Annotated in this window: 15 protein-coding genes and 1 riboswitch; of the genes, 7 read left to right on the top strand and 8 right to left on the bottom strand. The window is 74.4% G+C overall.

The features are described 5' to 3' along the window. Positions 1-46: 46 nt before the first annotated feature. A riboswitch (SAM riboswitch) is annotated at positions 47-163 on the top strand. A 162-nt stretch (positions 164-325) separates the two neighbouring features. Next, entirely contained in the window at positions 326-1822 is a 1497-nt protein-coding gene (locus tag ACWH4W_RS29995) for an aminotransferase class V-fold PLP-dependent enzyme (protein WP_473078940.1), read from the top strand. On the opposite strand, the gene ACWH4W_RS29990 is transcribed toward ACWH4W_RS29995, so the two are convergent. From ACWH4W_RS29990 to ACWH4W_RS29960, 7 genes are all read right to left on the bottom strand, one after another. Continuing rightward, positions 1813-2973 carry a glycerate kinase family protein gene (locus ACWH4W_RS29990; RefSeq protein ID WP_473078939.1) on the bottom strand — a complete coding sequence of 387 codons (1161 nt, stop codon included), beginning with the start codon at positions 2971-2973 and terminating at the stop codon, positions 1813-1815. The two genes, ACWH4W_RS29995 and ACWH4W_RS29990, sit on opposite strands and share 10 nt — an antisense overlap. Positions 2974-2986: 13 nt before the next feature. Further along, positions 2987-4402 (bottom strand): SLC13 family permease, encoded by a 1416-nt coding sequence (locus ACWH4W_RS29985; RefSeq protein WP_473078938.1) that lies wholly within the window; start codon positions 4400-4402, stop codon positions 2987-2989. Positions 4403-4478: 76 nt separating this feature from the next. Beyond that, positions 4479-5141, bottom strand: a complete 663-nt coding sequence (locus tag ACWH4W_RS29980; RefSeq protein ID WP_473078937.1) for a response regulator transcription factor — start codon at positions 5139-5141, stop codon at positions 4479-4481. After that, positions 5138-6673, bottom strand: a complete 1536-nt coding sequence (locus tag ACWH4W_RS29975; RefSeq protein WP_473078936.1) for a sensor histidine kinase — start codon at positions 6671-6673, stop codon at positions 5138-5140. Before ACWH4W_RS29975 ends, ACWH4W_RS29980 begins: the two co-directional genes overlap by 4 nt. Continuing rightward, positions 6561-6908: a small secreted hydrophilic protein gene (locus ACWH4W_RS29970; protein ID WP_473078935.1), complete on the bottom strand. Its 348-nt coding sequence runs from the start codon at positions 6906-6908 to the stop codon at positions 6561-6563. The genes ACWH4W_RS29975 and ACWH4W_RS29970 overlap by 113 nt, the downstream gene beginning before the upstream one ends. A 128-nt stretch (positions 6909-7036) precedes the next feature. Further along, positions 7037-7318: an Lrp/AsnC family transcriptional regulator gene (locus ACWH4W_RS29965; RefSeq protein ID WP_006136621.1), complete on the bottom strand. Its 282-nt coding sequence runs from the start codon at positions 7316-7318 to the stop codon at positions 7037-7039. Continuing rightward, positions 7315-8052: a rhomboid family intramembrane serine protease gene (locus ACWH4W_RS29960; protein ID WP_473078934.1), complete on the bottom strand. Its 738-nt coding sequence runs from the start codon at positions 8050-8052 to the stop codon at positions 7315-7317. Before ACWH4W_RS29960 ends, ACWH4W_RS29965 begins: the two co-directional genes overlap by 4 nt. A 156-nt stretch (positions 8053-8208) precedes the next feature. On the opposite strand from ACWH4W_RS29960, the gene ACWH4W_RS29955 reads away from it, so the two are divergent. The 5 genes from ACWH4W_RS29955 (at position 8209) to ACWH4W_RS29935 (ending at position 13595) form a co-directional block, all read left to right on the top strand. Then, positions 8209-8448, top strand: coding sequence for a hypothetical protein (locus ACWH4W_RS29955; protein ID WP_473078933.1), 240 nt, complete (start codon positions 8209-8211; stop codon positions 8446-8448). Positions 8449-8551: 103 nt separating this feature from the next. Continuing rightward, positions 8552-9895, top strand: coding sequence for an NYN domain-containing protein (locus ACWH4W_RS29950; RefSeq protein WP_473078932.1), 1344 nt, complete (start codon positions 8552-8554; stop codon positions 9893-9895). Positions 9896-10126: 231 nt separating this feature from the next. Continuing rightward, the gene (locus ACWH4W_RS29945; RefSeq protein WP_473078931.1) at positions 10127-11167 is read left to right on the top strand and encodes a C40 family peptidase; all 1041 of its coding nucleotides are present in this window, start codon (positions 10127-10129) and stop codon (positions 11165-11167) included. A 190-nt stretch (positions 11168-11357) separates the two neighbouring features. Next, on the top strand, positions 11358-12371 hold the full coding sequence (locus ACWH4W_RS29940) for a C40 family peptidase (protein WP_473078930.1): 1014 nt from the start codon (positions 11358-11360) through the stop codon (positions 12369-12371). A 33-nt stretch (positions 12372-12404) separates the two neighbouring features. Further along, the gene (locus ACWH4W_RS29935) at positions 12405-13595 is read left to right on the top strand and encodes a hypothetical protein (protein ID WP_473078929.1); all 1191 of its coding nucleotides are present in this window, start codon (positions 12405-12407) and stop codon (positions 13593-13595) included. A gap of 115 nt (positions 13596-13710) precedes the next feature. Here ACWH4W_RS29935 and ACWH4W_RS29930 read toward each other — a convergent pair whose 3' ends face one another. After that, positions 13711-14943, bottom strand: coding sequence for a glycosyltransferase 87 family protein (locus ACWH4W_RS29930; protein WP_473079292.1), 1233 nt, complete (start codon positions 14941-14943; stop codon positions 13711-13713). A 121-nt stretch (positions 14944-15064) separates the two neighbouring features. Between ACWH4W_RS29930 and ACWH4W_RS29925 the strand changes: the two genes are divergently transcribed. Beyond that, entirely contained in the window at positions 15065-16207 is a 1143-nt protein-coding gene (locus tag ACWH4W_RS29925) for a glycosyltransferase family 4 protein (RefSeq protein WP_473078928.1), read from the top strand. Positions 16208-16526 lie beyond the last annotated feature (319 nt).

Genomic DNA, 16526 nt, shown 5'->3' with positions numbered 1-16526 from the left:
GATGCGGGTTGCGGGACGGCCGTCACCTCACGTACGTTCCCTCTCAGGTCATGAGTGACAGCCATCAGGCCCCGGCCGGCTGTCCGGCAACCCTCCGTCCGTGGCGGGGTGCCCCGGGTGAAGACCGGGCTGTGAGCAGCAGGGCTCACGGCAAGCGCGGACCCCTCGCACACCAGGGGTCCTGGTCGTCGAGGAGTCTTCCGTGAGCAAGCGAATGCGCTAGGGCGTAGAGCCCCGCCTCCGCACACCCTTTCCTCTCTTCTCCTGCGCGCCGGCGCGCCGTCCGCTCGCGCGGGGATCCGCCCTGCTCTCCGGGAGTTCCGTCATGCCCGCTTCCCCCGTCGTCGCCGGCCCGTCCGTCCGCGCCCCGCTGCCCGTCCTGGGCCGGGACGTCGCCGTTCCCCTGGTCACCGGCGGTGAGGTCCCCTACGCCGCGCTCGACTACGCGGCCAGCGCCCCCGCCCTCCAGCGCGTCTGGGACGACGTGGCCGCCTACGCCCCCTACTACGGCAGCGTCCACCGCGGCGCCGGACACCTCTCCCAGCTCTCCACCGACCTGTTCGAGAACGCCCGCCGGACCGTCGCCGAGTTCCTCGACTGCCGCATCGAGGACAGCCCGGGCGAAGCCCGGTCCGAGAAGGGCGGTGGTGGGCGACGGGAGGGCGGGGACAGCCCGGGCGAAGCCCGGTCCGGCAAGGGCGGTGGTGGGCGACGGGAGGGGGACCAGGTGGTGTTCACCCGCTCCACCACCGACTCCCTCAACCTGCTCGCCGCCGCCCTGCCCGACGGCTGCGAGGTCTTCGTCTTCGAGACCGAACACCACGCGGCGCTGCTGCCGTGGCGGCGTGCGGGCCGGGTGACCTGCCTCGACGCGCCCCACAGCCCGGAGCGGGCCGTCGAGACCCTGGAGCGCGCCCTCGCCGGCCGCGACCCCCACGGCCCGGCCCTGGTCTGCGTGACCGGCGCCTCCAACGTCACCGGCGAGCTGTGGCCGGTCCGCGAACTGGCCGCCGCCGCGCACGCGCACGGCGCCCGGATCGTGCTGGACGCCGCCCAGCTCGTCCCGCACCGCGCGGTGAGCGTGCGGGACCTGGACGTCGACTGGGTCGCCTTCTCCGGACACAAGCTGTACGCGCCCTTCGGCGCCGGGGTGCTGGCCGGCCGCGCCGACTGGCTCCGCGAGGCCGAGCCCTACCTCGCCGGCGGCGGCGCCAGCCGCAAGGTCGCGCGGGGTGCGGGAGGGGCGGTGCACGTGGAATGGCACGAGACCGCCGCCCGCCACGAGGCCGGCTCGCCCAACGTCATCGGCGCCCACGCGATCGCCTCGGCCTGCCGGGCGCTCACGGAAGCGGGGTTCGACGCGCTGGCGGAACGGGAGGAGGCGCTGGTCCGCGTGGTGCGGGAGGGGCTGGCGGACGTGCCGGAGGTGCGGTTCCTGTCCTTGTTCGGCGACGACGCGCCCCGGGTGGGGGTCCTGTCCTTCGTGGTCGACGGCTGGAACAGCTCCCACTTCGCCGCGGCGCTGTCCGCCGAGTACGGCATCGGCGTACGGGACGGCCTGTTCTGCGCGCACCCGCTGGTACGGCGGCTGCTGGGCGGCGACACGGGCGGTGCGGGGGAGTGCGGGACGCCGGAGGCGGGGCCGGGGGAACGGGCGTTGAACGCGGTCCGCGTGAGCTTCGGCGCCGGCACACCGGAGGAGCATGTCGAGCGGTTCGTCCGGGCGGTGCGGGAGCTCGTGCGGGACGGGGCGCGGTGGAGGTACCGCACGGTGGACGGGCGGTGCGTGCCGGACACGCCGGCGGGGGCGAATCACCCCTGAGGGGACGGGAGCCGGGCTCCCAGCACGATCATCCGCAGCGCCCGCTCCGTCGCGTCCGTCAGCAGTTCCGCGCCCCGGACCAGCGCCTCCGCCAGCTCCATGGGCCCCGGCAGGATGCCATGACACGCATCCACCCCCGGCACCTCCCCCGCCCCGTCCCCCAACGTCCCCGCGAGCGCCAGCACCGGCCGCCCCGCCAGCTTGGCCCGCCGGGCCACCTCCCCGGGCACCTTGCCGCGAGGCGTCTGGCGGTCCAGCGCCCCTTCCGCGGTGACCACCAGGTCGGCCCGCGCGAGGCGTTCGTCCAGACCGAGATGGTCCAGCAGGACGGGAAACCGGGGCACCAGCGCCGCGCCCAGCGAGGCCAGCCCCGCCCCCAGCCCGCCGGAGGCGCCCGTGCCGCGGCCGAGCCGCAGGTCGACGCCGGTGACGGCGAGGTCCCGGGTCAGTACCCGCGCCCAGTTCTCCAGCCCCGCCGACAGCTCCTCCACCTGTCCCGGGGTCGCCCCCTTCTGCGGCCCGAACACCCGCGCCACACCCCGCTCCCCGCACAGCACGTTGTACGGGTTGCAGGCGACGACCAGTTCCACACCGTCGAGGCGCGGATCGAGCCCGGTCGCGTCGATCCGGGCGAGACGCGACAACTCACGGCCCCCCGGAGGCAGTTCCACCCCGTCCGCGTCCAGCAGCCGCGCGCCGAGCGCCTGGAGCGCGCCCGCACCCCCGTCGGAGGTGCCCGAGTCGCCGCAGCCCACCAGGATCCGCCGCACCCCCTGGTCGAGAGCGGCACGGATCAGCTCCCCGACGCCGTAGGTGGTGGTGACACCCGGGTCGCGGCGGGTGCGGGGGGCCAGGGACAGCCCGGCGACGGCCGCCATCTCCACCACCGCGGTGTCCTGCCCGCCGAGCAGCGCGAAGTGCGTGCCGACCGGTTCGCCGACGGGGCCGGTGGCGGCCAGGGCGACCAGCCGGCCGCCGGTCGCGCGGGCCAGCGCGGCGGCGGTTCCCTCCCCGCCGTCCACCAGCGGGATGCGGTCGATCTCGGCGTCCGGCAGCACCCGGCGGACGCCCGCCGCGATGGCGTCGGCGGCGGCGGGGGCGGACAGCGACTCCTTGAAGCCGCTGGGGGCCACGACGACTCGGTTCAGCATGGGCGATCACTCCTCAGCGGGTCACCGGCACGCCCAGCGCGGGCCACACGGTGACGGCGAACAGCAGGACGAGGGCGGCGGTGAGCGGGGCCAGCACGGCGGACAGCCGCAACAGGTCGCGCGGGGTGTAGGTGGGGGTGCCGGGAACGTCCGCGAAGAGCGTCACCGGCTTGGCGGAGACGGGCAGGGTGTGGCAGAAGCCGGCCGCGGCGGTGGACGCGAGCGCCGCCGCCACCGGGTTCACCCCGGCCGTCGCGGCCGCCGCGACCACCAGCGGCACCAGCACGGAGGAGCGCGCGGACCGTGACTGCAGGACCAGGTGGGCGGCCGTGCTGACGGCGACGACGATCGTCAGGAACGTCAACGGGCCGATGCCCGCGGGCAGTCCGCCGACCAGCCAGCGGGCCGCGCCCGACTCGGCGAGCGCCACGCCCATCGCCATGGTCGCCGCCATGAACAGCAGCAGCGACCACGGCACCGTCTTGAGCGCGTCCTTCAGGCGCACGGTGCCCAGCGCCGGGGAGGCGACGACGACCGCGCCGATCAGCGCGACCACCGCCGGGGACACCTGGTGCAGGGGTTCGCTGCACCACAGGGCGACCACCGTGGCCAGCAGCAGGGCGCACCGCTTCTCCGCCTGCGTCCAGGGGCCGGTGACCGGGCGGTCGCTGTGCCGCTGGATCTCCTCGGCGGTGACGTGTACCGGACCGGCGCGGTCGGCCCGCCGGGTGGTCGTCAACAGCACGGTCTCGGCGGCGAGATGGGAGGACGCCACGGCCAGCGGCAGCCCCAGCAGCAGCCATTCGGTGAAGCCGACCCGCTCCCCGGTGGCCTCCCACAGCACGGACACGGTGATCAGATGGGCGCCCGCGCCGATCAGGGTCGCCACCGCGGACAGCAGGATCACGGTGGGGAACAGCAGCGCCAGCATCACCACCAGCCGCCCGCGCCCGGCCAGCGCCTTGGCCAGCGCGAGGAACACCGGCAGCGCGAGCGCCGCCCGGCCCGAGGTGGCCGGTACCGCGAACGCGGTGACGACCAGCGCCGCCGTCGTCAGATGCGTCAACTGCCGTACCGTGCGCGCCCCGCCGACCAGGAAGGCGGCCGCCCGCCCGGCGAGCCCGGTCCGGGTGACCGCGGCGGCCAGCACGAACGCGCAGATCAGGAGCCACACGGTCGAGTCGCCCAGGGTGCCGAACAGGGTGTCGCTGTCGATCACCCCGGTCACGGTGAGCGCGAGCCCCGCGCCGAGCGCGATGTAGGTGTCGTCGACGGGAGTGCCGATCCACGCGCAGGTGGCCAGCGCGAAGACGGCGAGGGTGAGCCGGGCGTCCCCGCCGAGACCGGGGAAGACACCGGGAACGGCGAGCGCCGCGCAGAGGGACAGGGCCGCGCACAGCGCCACGGTGGAACGGATGCTCAAGGTCACGTCATCGACGGTCCCCTCGGGCGGTGAGCCGCCGATGAGTCCTCGATGAAGGAACCTTCACCGGGACGCCGGTGCGTCAGGCCGGCAGACGGTAGCCCATCCCGCGGACCGTCTCGAGCTGGTCCGCGCCCAGCTTCTTGCGCAGCGCCCGCACGTAGACGTCCACGATGTTGGAGCCCGGGTCGAAGTCGTAGCCCCACACGTGGGAGAGGATCTGCTCGCGGGACAGCACCTGGCCGGGATGCCTCAGGAACAGCTCCAGCAGCACGAACTCACGGGCCGTCAGGTCGACGGTCCGGTCGTGCGCGCGGGCCCGCCGGGTGCGCAGGTCGAGGCTGAGCGCGCCGGACCGCAGCACGGTCACCTCCGGCGCCCGGGCCGCGGTGCGCAGCCGCAGCCGGACCCGGGCGAGCAGCTCCTCGAAGCGGAACGGCTTGGTCATCCAGTCGTCCGCGCCGCCCTCCAGACCCGCCACGGTGTCCCGTACCGAGTCCCGGGCGGTCAGCACGATCACCGGGGTCGTCACCCGGGCCTCGCGCAGTTCGCGCAGCACCGTGAAGCCGTCCCGGCCCGGCAGCCCGATGTCCAGGACCACCAGGTCGAAGCCGCCGGTCAGGGCGTACGCGTGGCCGGCCTCGCCGTCGCCGACGACAGTGGTGGTGAAGCCGTTGGCGCGCAGCCCCTTCTCGATGAAGGAGGCGATGCGCTCCTCGTCCTCGACGATCAGGATCCGGTTCATCCGCGGGCCTCTTCCAGGGTGAGTACGAAGGTGGCGCCGCCGCCTTCGGTGTCGTGCAGCCGGACCCGCCCGCCGTGGCCCTCGGCGATGGCCTTGACGATGGACAGGCCGAGACCGGCGCCGGAGCCGCGCGCCCCGCGCCGGGACGTGCCGCGCCGGAAGCGTTCGAAGATCAGCTCCCGGTCCTGCGGGCGCACGCCGGGGCCGGAGTCGGCGACGTACAGCTCGACGCGGGAGCCCTCCGCGCGGGAGCCGATGCGGATGGTCTGCCCGGGCGTGGTGTGCTGCACCGCGTTCTGTGCGAGCTGCACCATCGCCTGCGTGATGCGCTGCGGGTCCAGCTCGGCCTCCCGGTCGGCGGTGTCGGTGAGCTGCCAGTCGCGGTCGCCGAGGGTGCGGGCCTTCACGAAGACGTCGGCGGTGAGTTCGGCGAGCTGCACCGGCTCGGGGCTGACGAAGTCGGGCCGTTCGGCCTTGGCGAGCAGCAGCAGGTCCTCCACGATGCGGCTCATCCGGTCCAGTTCGTCCGTGACCAGGCGGACGGTCTCCTCGCGTTCCGCCGGGTCGTCGCCCATCAGCTCCAGATGGCCGCGCACGATGGTGATCGGGGTGCGCAGCTCGTGCCCGGCGTCGTCGACGAACTGGCGCTGGACGGCGAAGGCCCGCTCCAGCCGGTCCAGCATGGCGTTGAAGGTCTCGGCGAGGGCGGCGATGTCGTCGTGGCCGCGCACCGGGATGCGGCGGGTGAGGTCCTGCTCGGTGAGCTGTGCGGCGGCGGTGCGCACCAGCCGTACGGGCTGCAGGATGCGCCCGGCGACCGCCCAGCCGATGCCGATGGTGAGCAGCAGCGCCACTCCCGAGATGGCGAGCAGCACCCGGAACACCTGGTCCACGCGGGCCAGTTCCCGCTCGGGGTGGTAGGCGACGACGAACGTCACCTCGGAGTGGCCGCCGTGCCGGGCCACGGGCACCTTCGCCCAGCGGATCTCGCCCTCGGGCCGGTGCAGCACCCCGGACGGGTCGGGGGAGTCGAAGATGCGGCGCCGGGCGTCGGCGTCCCGGTGCAGCGGCAGCGCGACGGGCAGGTCGCGCGGCTGGATGATCTGCGCCGGGTCGCCGCCGGGCCGGGCCACCAGGCCGATCAGCTCCTCGTCGGGGTCGGCGTACTGCCGTTCCAGGAACACCCTGAGCAGCCGGTCCGGTTCGGTGAACGGCCGGCCCGTCTCCGGGTCCAGGCCCCGCTCCTCGAACGCCGCGAACTCGCCGGTCTCCTGGGCGAGCAGCCCGTTGCTGCGATGGTCGACGTCCCGCAGCAGGAAGGAACGGGTGGTGGCGGCGACCGAGGTGAGGGCCACCGTCATCACGAACAGCAGCCACAGCAGGATGCGGACCCGGGCGGAGAGCCGCCGGCGGCCCCGGTCAGCCGTCGTCCCCGCCGGGTCCGTCGTCCCCGCCGGGTCCGTCGTCCCGGTCGGGTCCGTCGTCCCGGTCGGGTCCGTCGTCCGAGGGGCCTCGGTCCTGGTCGTCGTCATCGTCGTCGTCCGTCGGTCCGTCGGTCACCGGAGGCCGGGACACGACCTCGTCGCTGGGCGTGGGGGCGGGCCGGGCGTCCGACGGCGTCGGCGCGGGCGACCCGCTGTCCAGCTCGACCCGCGGGGGCACCTTCGGCGGTTCGGGGCTGTCGGAGAGCGCGAAGCTGGTCGCGGCGACGCCCAGGGGAATCAGTACGACGGCGGCGAGGGCCGCCATCCGGCGAGTGAAGGCCATGCCCTCATCCTGGGCCGGACACCTGCGGCCCAGGATGAGGCTCCGATGAGGAACCTTTCATCTTGCGCGAGCACCAGCCCTTCCGGCGCCTGAGGAGAGGGGCCCGGGGCCGGGGCCCGGAAAGGACGTCAGCTGTCGAGCCCGATGGCGAAGGCCGCCTCCAGGTCGTGCTGGGAGTACGTGCGGAACGCCACATGCGTGTCGGTGCCCTCGACGCCCGGGATCTTGCTGATCCGGCCGGGGATGACCTCCGCCAGGTCCTCGTGCTCCCGGACCCGCACCATGGCGATCAGGTCGTAGGTGCCGGTGACGGAGAAGACCTCGCTGACGCTGTCCAGCGCGGCGATCTGTTCCGCGATCTCGGGGATCCGGTCCACGCTGGTCTTGATGAGGACGATCGCGGTGATCACGGCTGGTTCTCTCCCTCGGGGGCCGGAGCAGGGGCGGACTTCACTGTAGTCGCCCCGCCGCGCCACACCCATGCGCAGCCGATCCCCAGCGCGAAGCCCACCAGGTGCGCCAGATACGCCACCCCCGGCGCGCCCTCCGCCGTCCGCCCGGCGGCCGCCCACTGCAGCGCCGCCCAGAACGGCAGTACCACCCACGCGGGCAGCCGCACCGGCAGGAAGAAGGCGAACGGCAGGAGACTGGTGACCCGCCCCCGGGGGAACAGGACGAGGAACGCGCCGAGGAGCGCCGAGATCGCCCCCGAGGCCCCGACCAGGGACCGCTCGGAACCGGCGTGGGCGGCCGCGTACCCCAGCAGCGCGAGGTAGCCGCAGCCGGCGTAGCACAGGGCGAACCGCACCCGGCCCATCCGTGCCTCGGTCATCGGCCCGAACACGTGGAGGAACAGCATGTTGCCGAGCAGATGCACCCAGCTCCCGTGCACGAACAGCGCCGTGGCGGGCGTGAGGACGGCCGCGGGGGACCCGTCGAACAGCTCCGCGGGGACGACGCCCCAGCGGCGGACGTAGGCCCGCTGCGCGGCCAGCAGTTCCTCCCCGGAGCCGTGGGCCGGGTGCAGCCCCGAGACCGGCCCGATCAGGAAGACCAGGCAGCACAGCGCGATGAGGGTGCGGGTGACCGGGGCGGGCGTGGTCCGAAGCGCCACGGCGGCCGCCGCGGTCCAGGTGCGCATCATGGGTACAGAGCATGACGTAGCCGGACGCAACCGTGCGGATCGCCTCGCCGCCGTGGGCGGGCGGGCGGCGGAAGCCCGGCAGGCCGTAGGGTTACGAGCCACACGCACCGGCACTCCGGTGCGTCACGGACACTGGAAGGAAGGCGAACAGCCACGATGACGGTTCCTCTGCCGACCGCCTCGACGCGGTGGCGCTGCAGCCTCTGCGGCAACCTCACCCGCTTCGACGTCACCCGCTCGTCGAAGGTCGTCGAGTACGTGCACCTCGATCTGGCCGGCGAGCCCGAGGTCGAGGAGCGCGAGGTGCTCGATGAGACGATCGAGTCGGTGCGGTGCCGCTGGTGCAACGCCGTGGACCAGGTGGAACTCGTGGACAGGCCGGGCGCCGGCTCCTGAGACAAGGGGGTCCCTCCCGCTCGAGCGAAATCGAGAGTGGGGGAGGGCCCCGCTGACGGCGACCCCGCGGACGGGGCCGCACACAGGCATGGGGGTGTGACGGATGGTGGAGACCACGGGCGGGGGGCCGCAGGACGGCGCCGCCGAGGTGCTCGACCGTCCGCTGCCCGACGGGGTGCGCCGCAGGGTCGTCCAGATCGTCGCGGACGGCTTCGGCGGACTCACCGTCGCCGAGCTGCCCGCGCAACTGCGGCAGTACGCCCGGTTCACCCCGAGCCGCCGCGCCAAGTTCGCCGGGAACGCCATGGCGGCGGCGCTGGAGACCGATCCGTTGTTCCGGCAGCGGATCGGGGAGAAGCTCAGAGAGGCCCAGCCGGAACTGACCGGCGCCCTCGACTCCGGCTCCCCGCCCCCGGCCGCGGACCCGCTCGACGTGGCGGCCGCGGCCTATGTGCTCCGCCCGCCGGGCTGGGTCAAGCTGGTCGCCGCCGCCGGCGAGGAGGCCCAGCGCGCCGACGCCGAACGCGCCGACGAGGAGACCCGCGCGGAGCTGGAGAGGCTGCGCGCCGAACTCGACCGCGCCCGCGAGCACACCCGCTCCGAGACCGAGCGGCTGCGCGCCGAGCTGGACGCGGCGAAGAGGGAGAGCGACGCCCTGCACCGCAAGCTGCGGTCCGCCCTCGCCGACGTCAAGCGCGGCGAGGCCGCCCTGCGCAAGGTGCGCGGCGAGATGGATGCGGTGCGCGCCGAGGGGCAGGCCCAGGTGTCGGCCGCCGAGAGCGAGACCCGGCGCCTCAAGGCCCGGCTGGGGGAGACCGAGGCCGCCCTGGAGGCCGCCCGCCGCGCCGCCCGCGAGGGCCGCAGCGTCGAGGACATGCGCGTACGGCTGCTGCTCGACACCGTGCTGGACGCCGCCCAGGGGCTGCGGCGCGAACTGGCGCTGCCGCCCGTGTCGGTGCGGCCCGCGGAGACCGTGGACGCCGTGGAGCCGGACCGGATGACCCCCAAGGACATCGCCGCCCGCGCGCTGTCCGAGGACGACCCGGCCGTCCTCGACCAGCTCCTCGCCCTCCCGCAGGCGCATCTGGTCGTCGACGGCTACAACGTCACCAAGACCGGCTATCCGCAGATGCCGCTGGAGAAGCAGCGGCTGCGCCTGCTCGGCCAGCTCGCCCAGCTCGCCGCCCAGACCGGCGCCGAGGTCACCTGTGTCTTCGACGGCGCCGAACTGGCCGCGCCGGTGCTGCTGGCGCCGCCGCGCGGGGTGCGGGTGCTGTTCTCCAAGCCGGGCGTCACCGCCGACGAGCTCATCCGTCAGCTCGTGCGCGCCGAGCCGCCGGGGCGGCCGGTCATCGTCGCCTCCACCGACCGCGAGGTCGCCGACGGGGTCGCACGCGCCGGCGCGCGCCCCGTCGCGTCAGCCGTGCTCCTCAAAAGGCTTTCCTAGTATCTGATGCACATCTGTCCCCCGTGTAACGTACAGGGGCAATGCCCCAATTGACGGAACCGTCACGCAACGTAGCGTCAAGGCGACGTCACCGCAGGTGAATTGTCACGGGATAAACGCGCTGTAGCGGAGATTTTGCGTCCAGGGATTTGAACTGATCACAGGAGTATCACTAGGGTCAGCCCTCGAACCCTCGCTCGCGCGATCACTCTCGAGAAGGAGCTCGTCTCCGTGGCGTCCCACCGTCGTCCCAAGCAGCCGAGCCGCGCACGCGTGACCGTGCTCACCACCGCTGCCGCCGCTGCCGTCGTCATGAGCTCGCAGGCCGCCAACGCGGCCCCCAGCGAGAAGCCGAGCAAGGACGAGGTCAAGGCCAAGGTCGACAAGCTCTACCAGCAGGCGGAGCAGGCCACCGAGAAGTACAACGGGGCCAAGGAGAAGCAGGAGAAGCTCCAGAAGGAGATCTCCACGATCCAGGACAACGTCGCCAAGGGCCAGCAGGAGCTCAACGACCTGCGCGACGGCCTCGGTTCGATGGCCAGCGCCCAGTACCGCAGCGGCGGCATCGACCCCTCGGTCCAGCTCTTCCTCTCCGCCGACCCGGACGACTACCTCGACAAGGCGTCCACCCTGGACCACTTGAGCGCCCAGCAGGTCGAGGCGCTGAAGGAGATCCAGGAGAAGCAGCGCGAGCTGGCCCAGCAGCGCTCCGAGGCCGCCGAGAAGCTGAAGGACCTCTCCTCCACCCGGACCGAACTGGGCAAGAAGAAGAAGGAGGTCCAGGGCAAGCTCGCCGCCGCGCAGAAGCTGCTCAACAGCCTCACCGCCGAGGAGAAGGCGCAGCTCGCCCAGGAGGAGAACCGCGCCACCCGCGCCAGCGAGCGCGACGCCCTCTCGGTCAACGTCCCGGCCGGCTCCGGCCGCGCCGCCGCCGCCTTCGCCGCCGCCCAGAGCAAGCTCGGCACGCCCTACGTCTACGGTGCCACCGGCCCGTCCTCCTTCGACTGCTCGGGCCTGACCTCCTGGGCGTACGCCCAGGCCGGCGTCGGCATCCCGCGCACCTCCGAGGCCCAGACCGGCGCCGGCACCAAGATCTACTCGGTGGACCAGCTCAAGGTCGGCGACCTGGTGTTCTTCTTCAACGACCTGCACCACGTGGGCCTCTACGCGGGCAACGGCCAGGTCCTCCACGCCCCGCGCTCCGGCACCGTCGTGCGCTACGAGTCGATGAACACCATCGGCGGCCCCTTCATGTTCGGCGTCCGCGTCTGACGTACACCGCCCCGGGTGCCCCCGTTCGGGGGATTCCCGGTGGCCCTCTCCGCCTCCACGCCCCGCCTCGACCCAGGTCAACGGCGGGGCGTCACCGTGTGTGCCGCCCTGGCCGTGGCTCCGCCGGCCGCCCCGGAGGCTACTGTCTGCCGCGTTTCCCTGTCCGCCAGCGGAAGGAGCGCGGCTTCCCGTGGGGTCCCATCGTCGTACCGCACCGTCCTCAGGGCCCGAGCGGAGCACCGCCCTCGCCCTGGGCCTGCTCTCCGCGGCCGCCACCGCCCTCGGCGCGGTGCCGGCCACGGCCGCGCCCCAGGAGGACACCAGGGCCGAGGTCGACCGCCTCTACCGCGAGGCGGAGCAGGCCACCGAGGCCTACAACGCGGCCGACGAGCGCGCCGGCGCCCTGCGCCGGGAGATCGCCGACGCCCAGGACGGCATCGCGCGCAAACAGCAGCGCGTCAACACCATGCGGGAGGCGCTGGGTTCGCTCGCCGGCTCCCAGTACCGCTCCGGCGGACTGGACCCCGCCCTCGCCCTGCTGCTCTCCGACGACCCGGAGGACTACCTCGAGAAGGCCTCCGTCCTCGACCGGATCGGCGTCCACCAGGCCGCCCAGCTGAAGAGGCTCCGCGGCACCCTGCGCTCGCTGTCCCAGGACCGCGCCGAGGCGGCGAAACGGCTCGGCGCCCTGGAACGCAGCCGCAGGGCCGCCGCCACCCACAAGCGGACCGTGGAGGGCAAGCTCGCCGAGGCCCGCCGGCTGCTCAACTCCCTCCCGGCCGGCGAACGGGCCGCCTGGGACCGCGCCTCCCGCTCCGGCCGCACCGACCCGCTCGGCCCCGGCGGCGCCCCCGCCTCCGGGCGCGCGGCCGCCGCCGTCGCCGCCGCCCGTTCCGCCCTCGGCAAGCCCTACGTCTGGGGCGCGAGCGGCCCCTCCGCCTTCGACTGCTCCGGGCTCACCCAGTGGGCGTACGCGCAGGCCGGGGTCGCGCTGCCGCGCACCTCGCAGGCCCAGCGGCACGCCGGCCGGCAGGTCCCGCTGTCCGAGGCCCGCCCCGGCGACCTGGTCCTCTACCGCTCCGACGCCTCCCACGTGGGGATGTACACGGGCAACGGCCAGGTGATCCACGCGCCGTACCCCGGCGCCCCCGTGCGCTACGACCCGGTCGGCATGATGCCGGTCTCGTCGGTCACCAGGGTCTGACCCCCGCGGGCCCGCGCCCGTACCCTCGGAAAGGTGGCCGGTCGAACGCGGGTGTCGCAGGCGGCGGTGGCAGTGCTGTGCCTGCTGCTGGCCGCCCTCGTGGGATGCGGCGGCGGTCCCGCCGTGGACGCCGCCCGCGCGCAGGTGCAGTCCCTGCTCGACCGGCGTGCCGAGGCGGTCCTCGACCGGGACGCCGCCGCCTACGCCCGCACCGGCACCCGCGACGGCTTCGACAACCTGCGCGCGGTGCCGCTCGCGGACTGGTCCTACCGCGTCACCGCCCTGGACCGCACCGGCGACCGGGCCACCGCCACCGCCGACCTCAGCTACCGCGTCGACGGCCACGACCGCTCCCCGGTGGTCACCGCCCGCACCCTGAGCCTCAGCCGGGACCGGGACGGCCGCTGGAGGGTGGAGTCCGACCGCCCCGCCGAGAAGTCCGGCCAGCAGCTCTGGGACCAGGGCCGGGCGCGGGCCGTGCGCGGCGAGCGGAGCCTGGTGCTGGGCGTCGGGCAGTCCGACGCGACCCTGCGCGACTACGCGGAGCTGGCCGACCGCGCGGTGCCCGCCGTCTCCGACGCCTGGGGCCCCGCGTGGGCGCGCGGCGTCGTCGTCCTGGTCCCGGAGACCCTGGAGGGCATGGCGGGCCTGCTCGGCTCGCCCCCGTCCTCCTACCGGGGCATCGCGGCCGTCACCACCGGGACGACCGGCGGCGGCCCGCGGGCGCCCGCGGACCGGGTGATCGTCAACCCGGACGCCTTCGTGCTGCTCGGCGACTCCGGGCGGCAGGTCGTCCTCACCCACGAGACCGCCCACGTCGCCACCCGCGCGCACACCTCCGCCGCCACCCCGCTGTGGCTGTCCGAGGGATACGCGGACTGGGTCGGCTACCGCGGCACGGACGGCACCCCCGCCGAGGCCGCGCCGGAACTCGCGCACGCCGTCGGCCGCGGCGAGGTCCCGGACGCGCTGCCCGAGGACGAGGACTTCGGCTTCACCGGCGACGCGGACGGCCTGGCCCGCGCCTACGAGGGGAGCTGGCTGGCCTGCCGGATGATCGCCGACCACTGGGGCGAGGACCGCCTCGGGGCCTTCTACCGCGCCGTGGGCGCCCACGGGGACCGCGAGGGCGCCGTCGAGGACGCGATGCGCCGCGTCCTCGGCACCACGGTGGGCGAGTTCACCCTCCGGTGGCGCGACTACGTCCGTGCCGCGCTGCGTTGACGGGTCGCGTCGGGAGGAGCGCCCTGAGGGGCGCGGGGAACTGCGCGACCGGCCCCGGACGTCCCGCACCCGTCGACGGGGCACAGGCCACCGGATCCACCGGCGGACCCCGGGGTCAGGACGACACCGTCGTCCGCTCCGCCCATGACGGCCCTGGGGCCGCGGGCACCTCCGGCCGCCGCACCGACGCGCGCCACAGGGCCCGCGCCGCCAGCACCGACGCCGCCACCAGCAGCCCGTTGCGCACCACCAGCAGCGTGATCCCCAGCCAGTCGCTCGCCACCACGTGCGCGAACCACAGCGGGAACTCCAGCATCGTCACCGGGCAGGCGACCAGCACCAGCACCGCGGGACGCCCCATCCGGCTGTCCCGGAAGCACAGGCACACCGCCGCCGTGCCCACCAGCCACACCATGTACTGCGGGCTGATCACCCTGCTGGTGACCGTGAACAGCAGCACCGCCGTGAACGCCGCGTCCGCCGCGGTGTGCGCCGCGAACCGGGACGCCAGCAGCCGCCACAGCACCAGCCACGCCAACGCGGCACCGCTCAGGAACAGCGCCCCCGTGCTCACCCAGCTCACGTACGGGCCGAGGAACTCCACCGAGCCGTAGTTCAGCAGCACCTCGCCGTCCCAGCCGTGGTGCCGGGCCACGTGGAACACCAGCGACCCCAGCGACTCGACCTCCGTGCCCCGGTCCCGCTGGAACCCCAGGAACGCGAACGCGCCCGGCATCAGCGCCGCGAACAGCCCGGCCACCACCACGCCGGTCACCGCCGCCGACACCCACGCGTCACGCCGGCGCACCGCGAGCAGCAGCAGCGCCGGCCACACCTTCAGCAGCGCCCCGAACGCCGCGAGCGCGCCCGCCAGCCGGGGGTGCCGGCCGGCCGCCAGCAGCGCGGCCACCGCCACCGCGGTCACCATCACGTCGTACCGGGCGTACACCGTCGGCCCGAGCAGCGGCACGCCCGCCACCCACAGCCACGCCCCGCGGCGGGACCGGCCCGTGCCGCGCGCCCCGCGCAGCAGCAGCGCCAGCGTCACCGCGTCGGCCGCCAGCGCCAGCACGAAGAAGGCGGTGGCGTACTCCAGGAACGGCAGCACGGCGGGGGAGAGGACCGCCAGGGCCGCCGCGGGCGGGTACTGCCAGGTCACGTCGTCCAGCGGGAACGTTCCGGTGACCAGGACGTCGTACCAGCCCCGGTAGATCACCGACACGTCGCTGGTGACGTCCGGACCCGGGAAGACCACCACCTTCAGCACGCACAGCAGCAGCGCCGCGCGCGTGACGCCCCAGATCCCCAGCAGTCCTGCCAGGGACCCTCGTGCGGCCGTCGGTTCCACGTGATCCCTGCCCGTCCGGTGTGCGGTCATGAGGGGCCATGATGTCCCGGAAGCCGGTGTCCATGCCACCGAGCGGCGCCGTGACGGGGCGCACGACAACCGTTCGGTAGGGTCGGCGGCGATGCACAAGACCCTGATCGTCACCAACGACTTCCCGCCCCGCCCCGGCGGCATCCAGGCCTTCCTGCACAACATGGCCCTGCGGCTGGACCCGGAGCGCGTCGTCGTCTACGCCTCCACCTGGAAGCGCACCCGGGAGGGCGTCGAGGCGACCGCCGCCTTCGACGCCGAACAGCCCTTCACCGTCGTACGCGACCGTACGACGATGCTGCTGCCCACACCGGCCGCCACCCGGCGGGCCGTGGGGCTGCTGCGCGAACACGGCTGCACCTCGGTGTGGTTCGGGGCGGCGGCCCCGCTCGGCCTGATGGCGCCGGCGCTGCGCCGCGCGGGCGCGGAGCGGATCGTGGCCACCACGCACGGTCACGAGGCCGGCTGGGCCCAGCTGCCCGCCGCACGGCAACTGCTGCGCCGCATCGGGGAGTCCACGGACACGATCACCTACCTGGGCGAGTACACCCGGTCCCGGATCGCCCGCGCCCTCCCCCCCGAGGCCGCCGCCCGCATGGTGCAACTGCCGCCCGGGGTCGACGAGAAGACCTTCCACCCCGGCTCGGGCGGCGACGAGGTGCGCGCCCGGCTCGGGCTGACCGACCGCCCGGTGGTCGTGTGCGTCTCGCGGCTCGTGCCGCGCAAGGGCCAGGACACGCTGATCCGGGCGATGCCCGCGATCCTCGCCGCCGAACCCGACACCGTGCTGCTGATCGTCGGCGGCGGCCCCTACGAGAAGGACCTGCGCCGCCTCGCGGCCGACACCGGCGTCGCCGCCTCCGTCCGCTTCACCGGCTCCGTCCCCTGGTCCGAGCTGCCCGCCCACTACGGCGCCGGCGACGTCTTCGCGATGCCCTGCCGGACCCGGCGCGGCGGCCTGGACGTGGAGGGCCTCGGCATCGTCTACCTGGAGGCGTCCGCGACCGGCCTCCCCGTCGTCGCCGGCGACTCCGGCGGCGCGCCGGACGCCGTCCTCGACGGCGAGACCGGCTGGGTCGTCCCCGGCGACTCCCCGTCCCGGACGGCCGACCGCATCACGACCCTCCTGGCCGATCCCGACCTCCGCCGCAGGATGGGCCGACGGGGCCGGGAATGGGTCGAGGAGAAATGGCGCTGGGACCTCCTGGCCGACCAGCTGAAAACCCTGCTGTGACCGAAAGGCCGCCCTCGCTGAGGGCGGCCTTCTCGCTTCGAAGGGGCGCGGGGAACTGCGCGCCCAGTCCTCATGGTGCGGCGCCTGCGTCATGGGCGGGACCGCCACTCCTCTAGGGGCGCGGGGAACTGCGCGCTCAGTCCTCATGGTGCGGCGCCTGCGTCATGGGCGGGACCGCCACTCCTCTAGGGGCGCGGGGAACTGCGCGCTCAGTCCTCATGGTGCGGCGCCTGCGTCATGGGCGGGACCGCCACTCCTCTAGGGGCGCGGGGAACTGCGCGCTCAGTCCTCACGGTGCGGCGCCTGCGTCATGGGCGGG

The sequence above is a fragment of the Streptomyces sp. DSM 120436 genome (genome assembly GCF_055778765.1).
This window is presented reverse-complemented; position numbering and strand designations above follow the sequence as displayed.

Bases quoted from the DNA above. Each gene is read 5' to 3' on its own strand.
- ACWH4W_RS29995 (WP_473078940.1), top strand. From the start codon at position 326: ATGCCCGCTTCCCCCGTCGTCGCCGGCCCGTCCGTCCGCGCCCCGCTG.
- ACWH4W_RS29990 (WP_473078939.1), bottom strand. From the start codon at position 2,973: ATGCTGAACCGAGTCGTCGTGGCCCCCAGCGGCTTCAAGGAGTCGCTG.
- ACWH4W_RS29980 (WP_473078937.1), bottom strand. From the start codon at position 5,141: ATGAACCGGATCCTGATCGTCGAGGACGAGGAGCGCATCGCCTCCTTC.
- ACWH4W_RS29975 (WP_473078936.1), bottom strand. From the start codon at position 6,673: ATGACGACGACCAGGACCGAGGCCCCTCGGACGACGGACCCGACCGGG.
- ACWH4W_RS29970 (WP_473078935.1), bottom strand. From the start codon at position 6,908: ATGGCCTTCACTCGCCGGATGGCGGCCCTCGCCGCCGTCGTACTGATT.
- ACWH4W_RS29960 (WP_473078934.1), bottom strand. From the start codon at position 8,052: ATGATGCGCACCTGGACCGCGGCGGCCGCCGTGGCGCTTCGGACCACG.
- ACWH4W_RS29955 (WP_473078933.1), top strand. From the start codon at position 8,209: ATGACGGTTCCTCTGCCGACCGCCTCGACGCGGTGGCGCTGCAGCCTC.
- ACWH4W_RS29950 (WP_473078932.1), top strand. From the start codon at position 8,552: ATGGTGGAGACCACGGGCGGGGGGCCGCAGGACGGCGCCGCCGAGGTG.
- ACWH4W_RS29925 (WP_473078928.1), top strand. From the start codon at position 15,065: ATGCACAAGACCCTGATCGTCACCAACGACTTCCCGCCCCGCCCCGGC.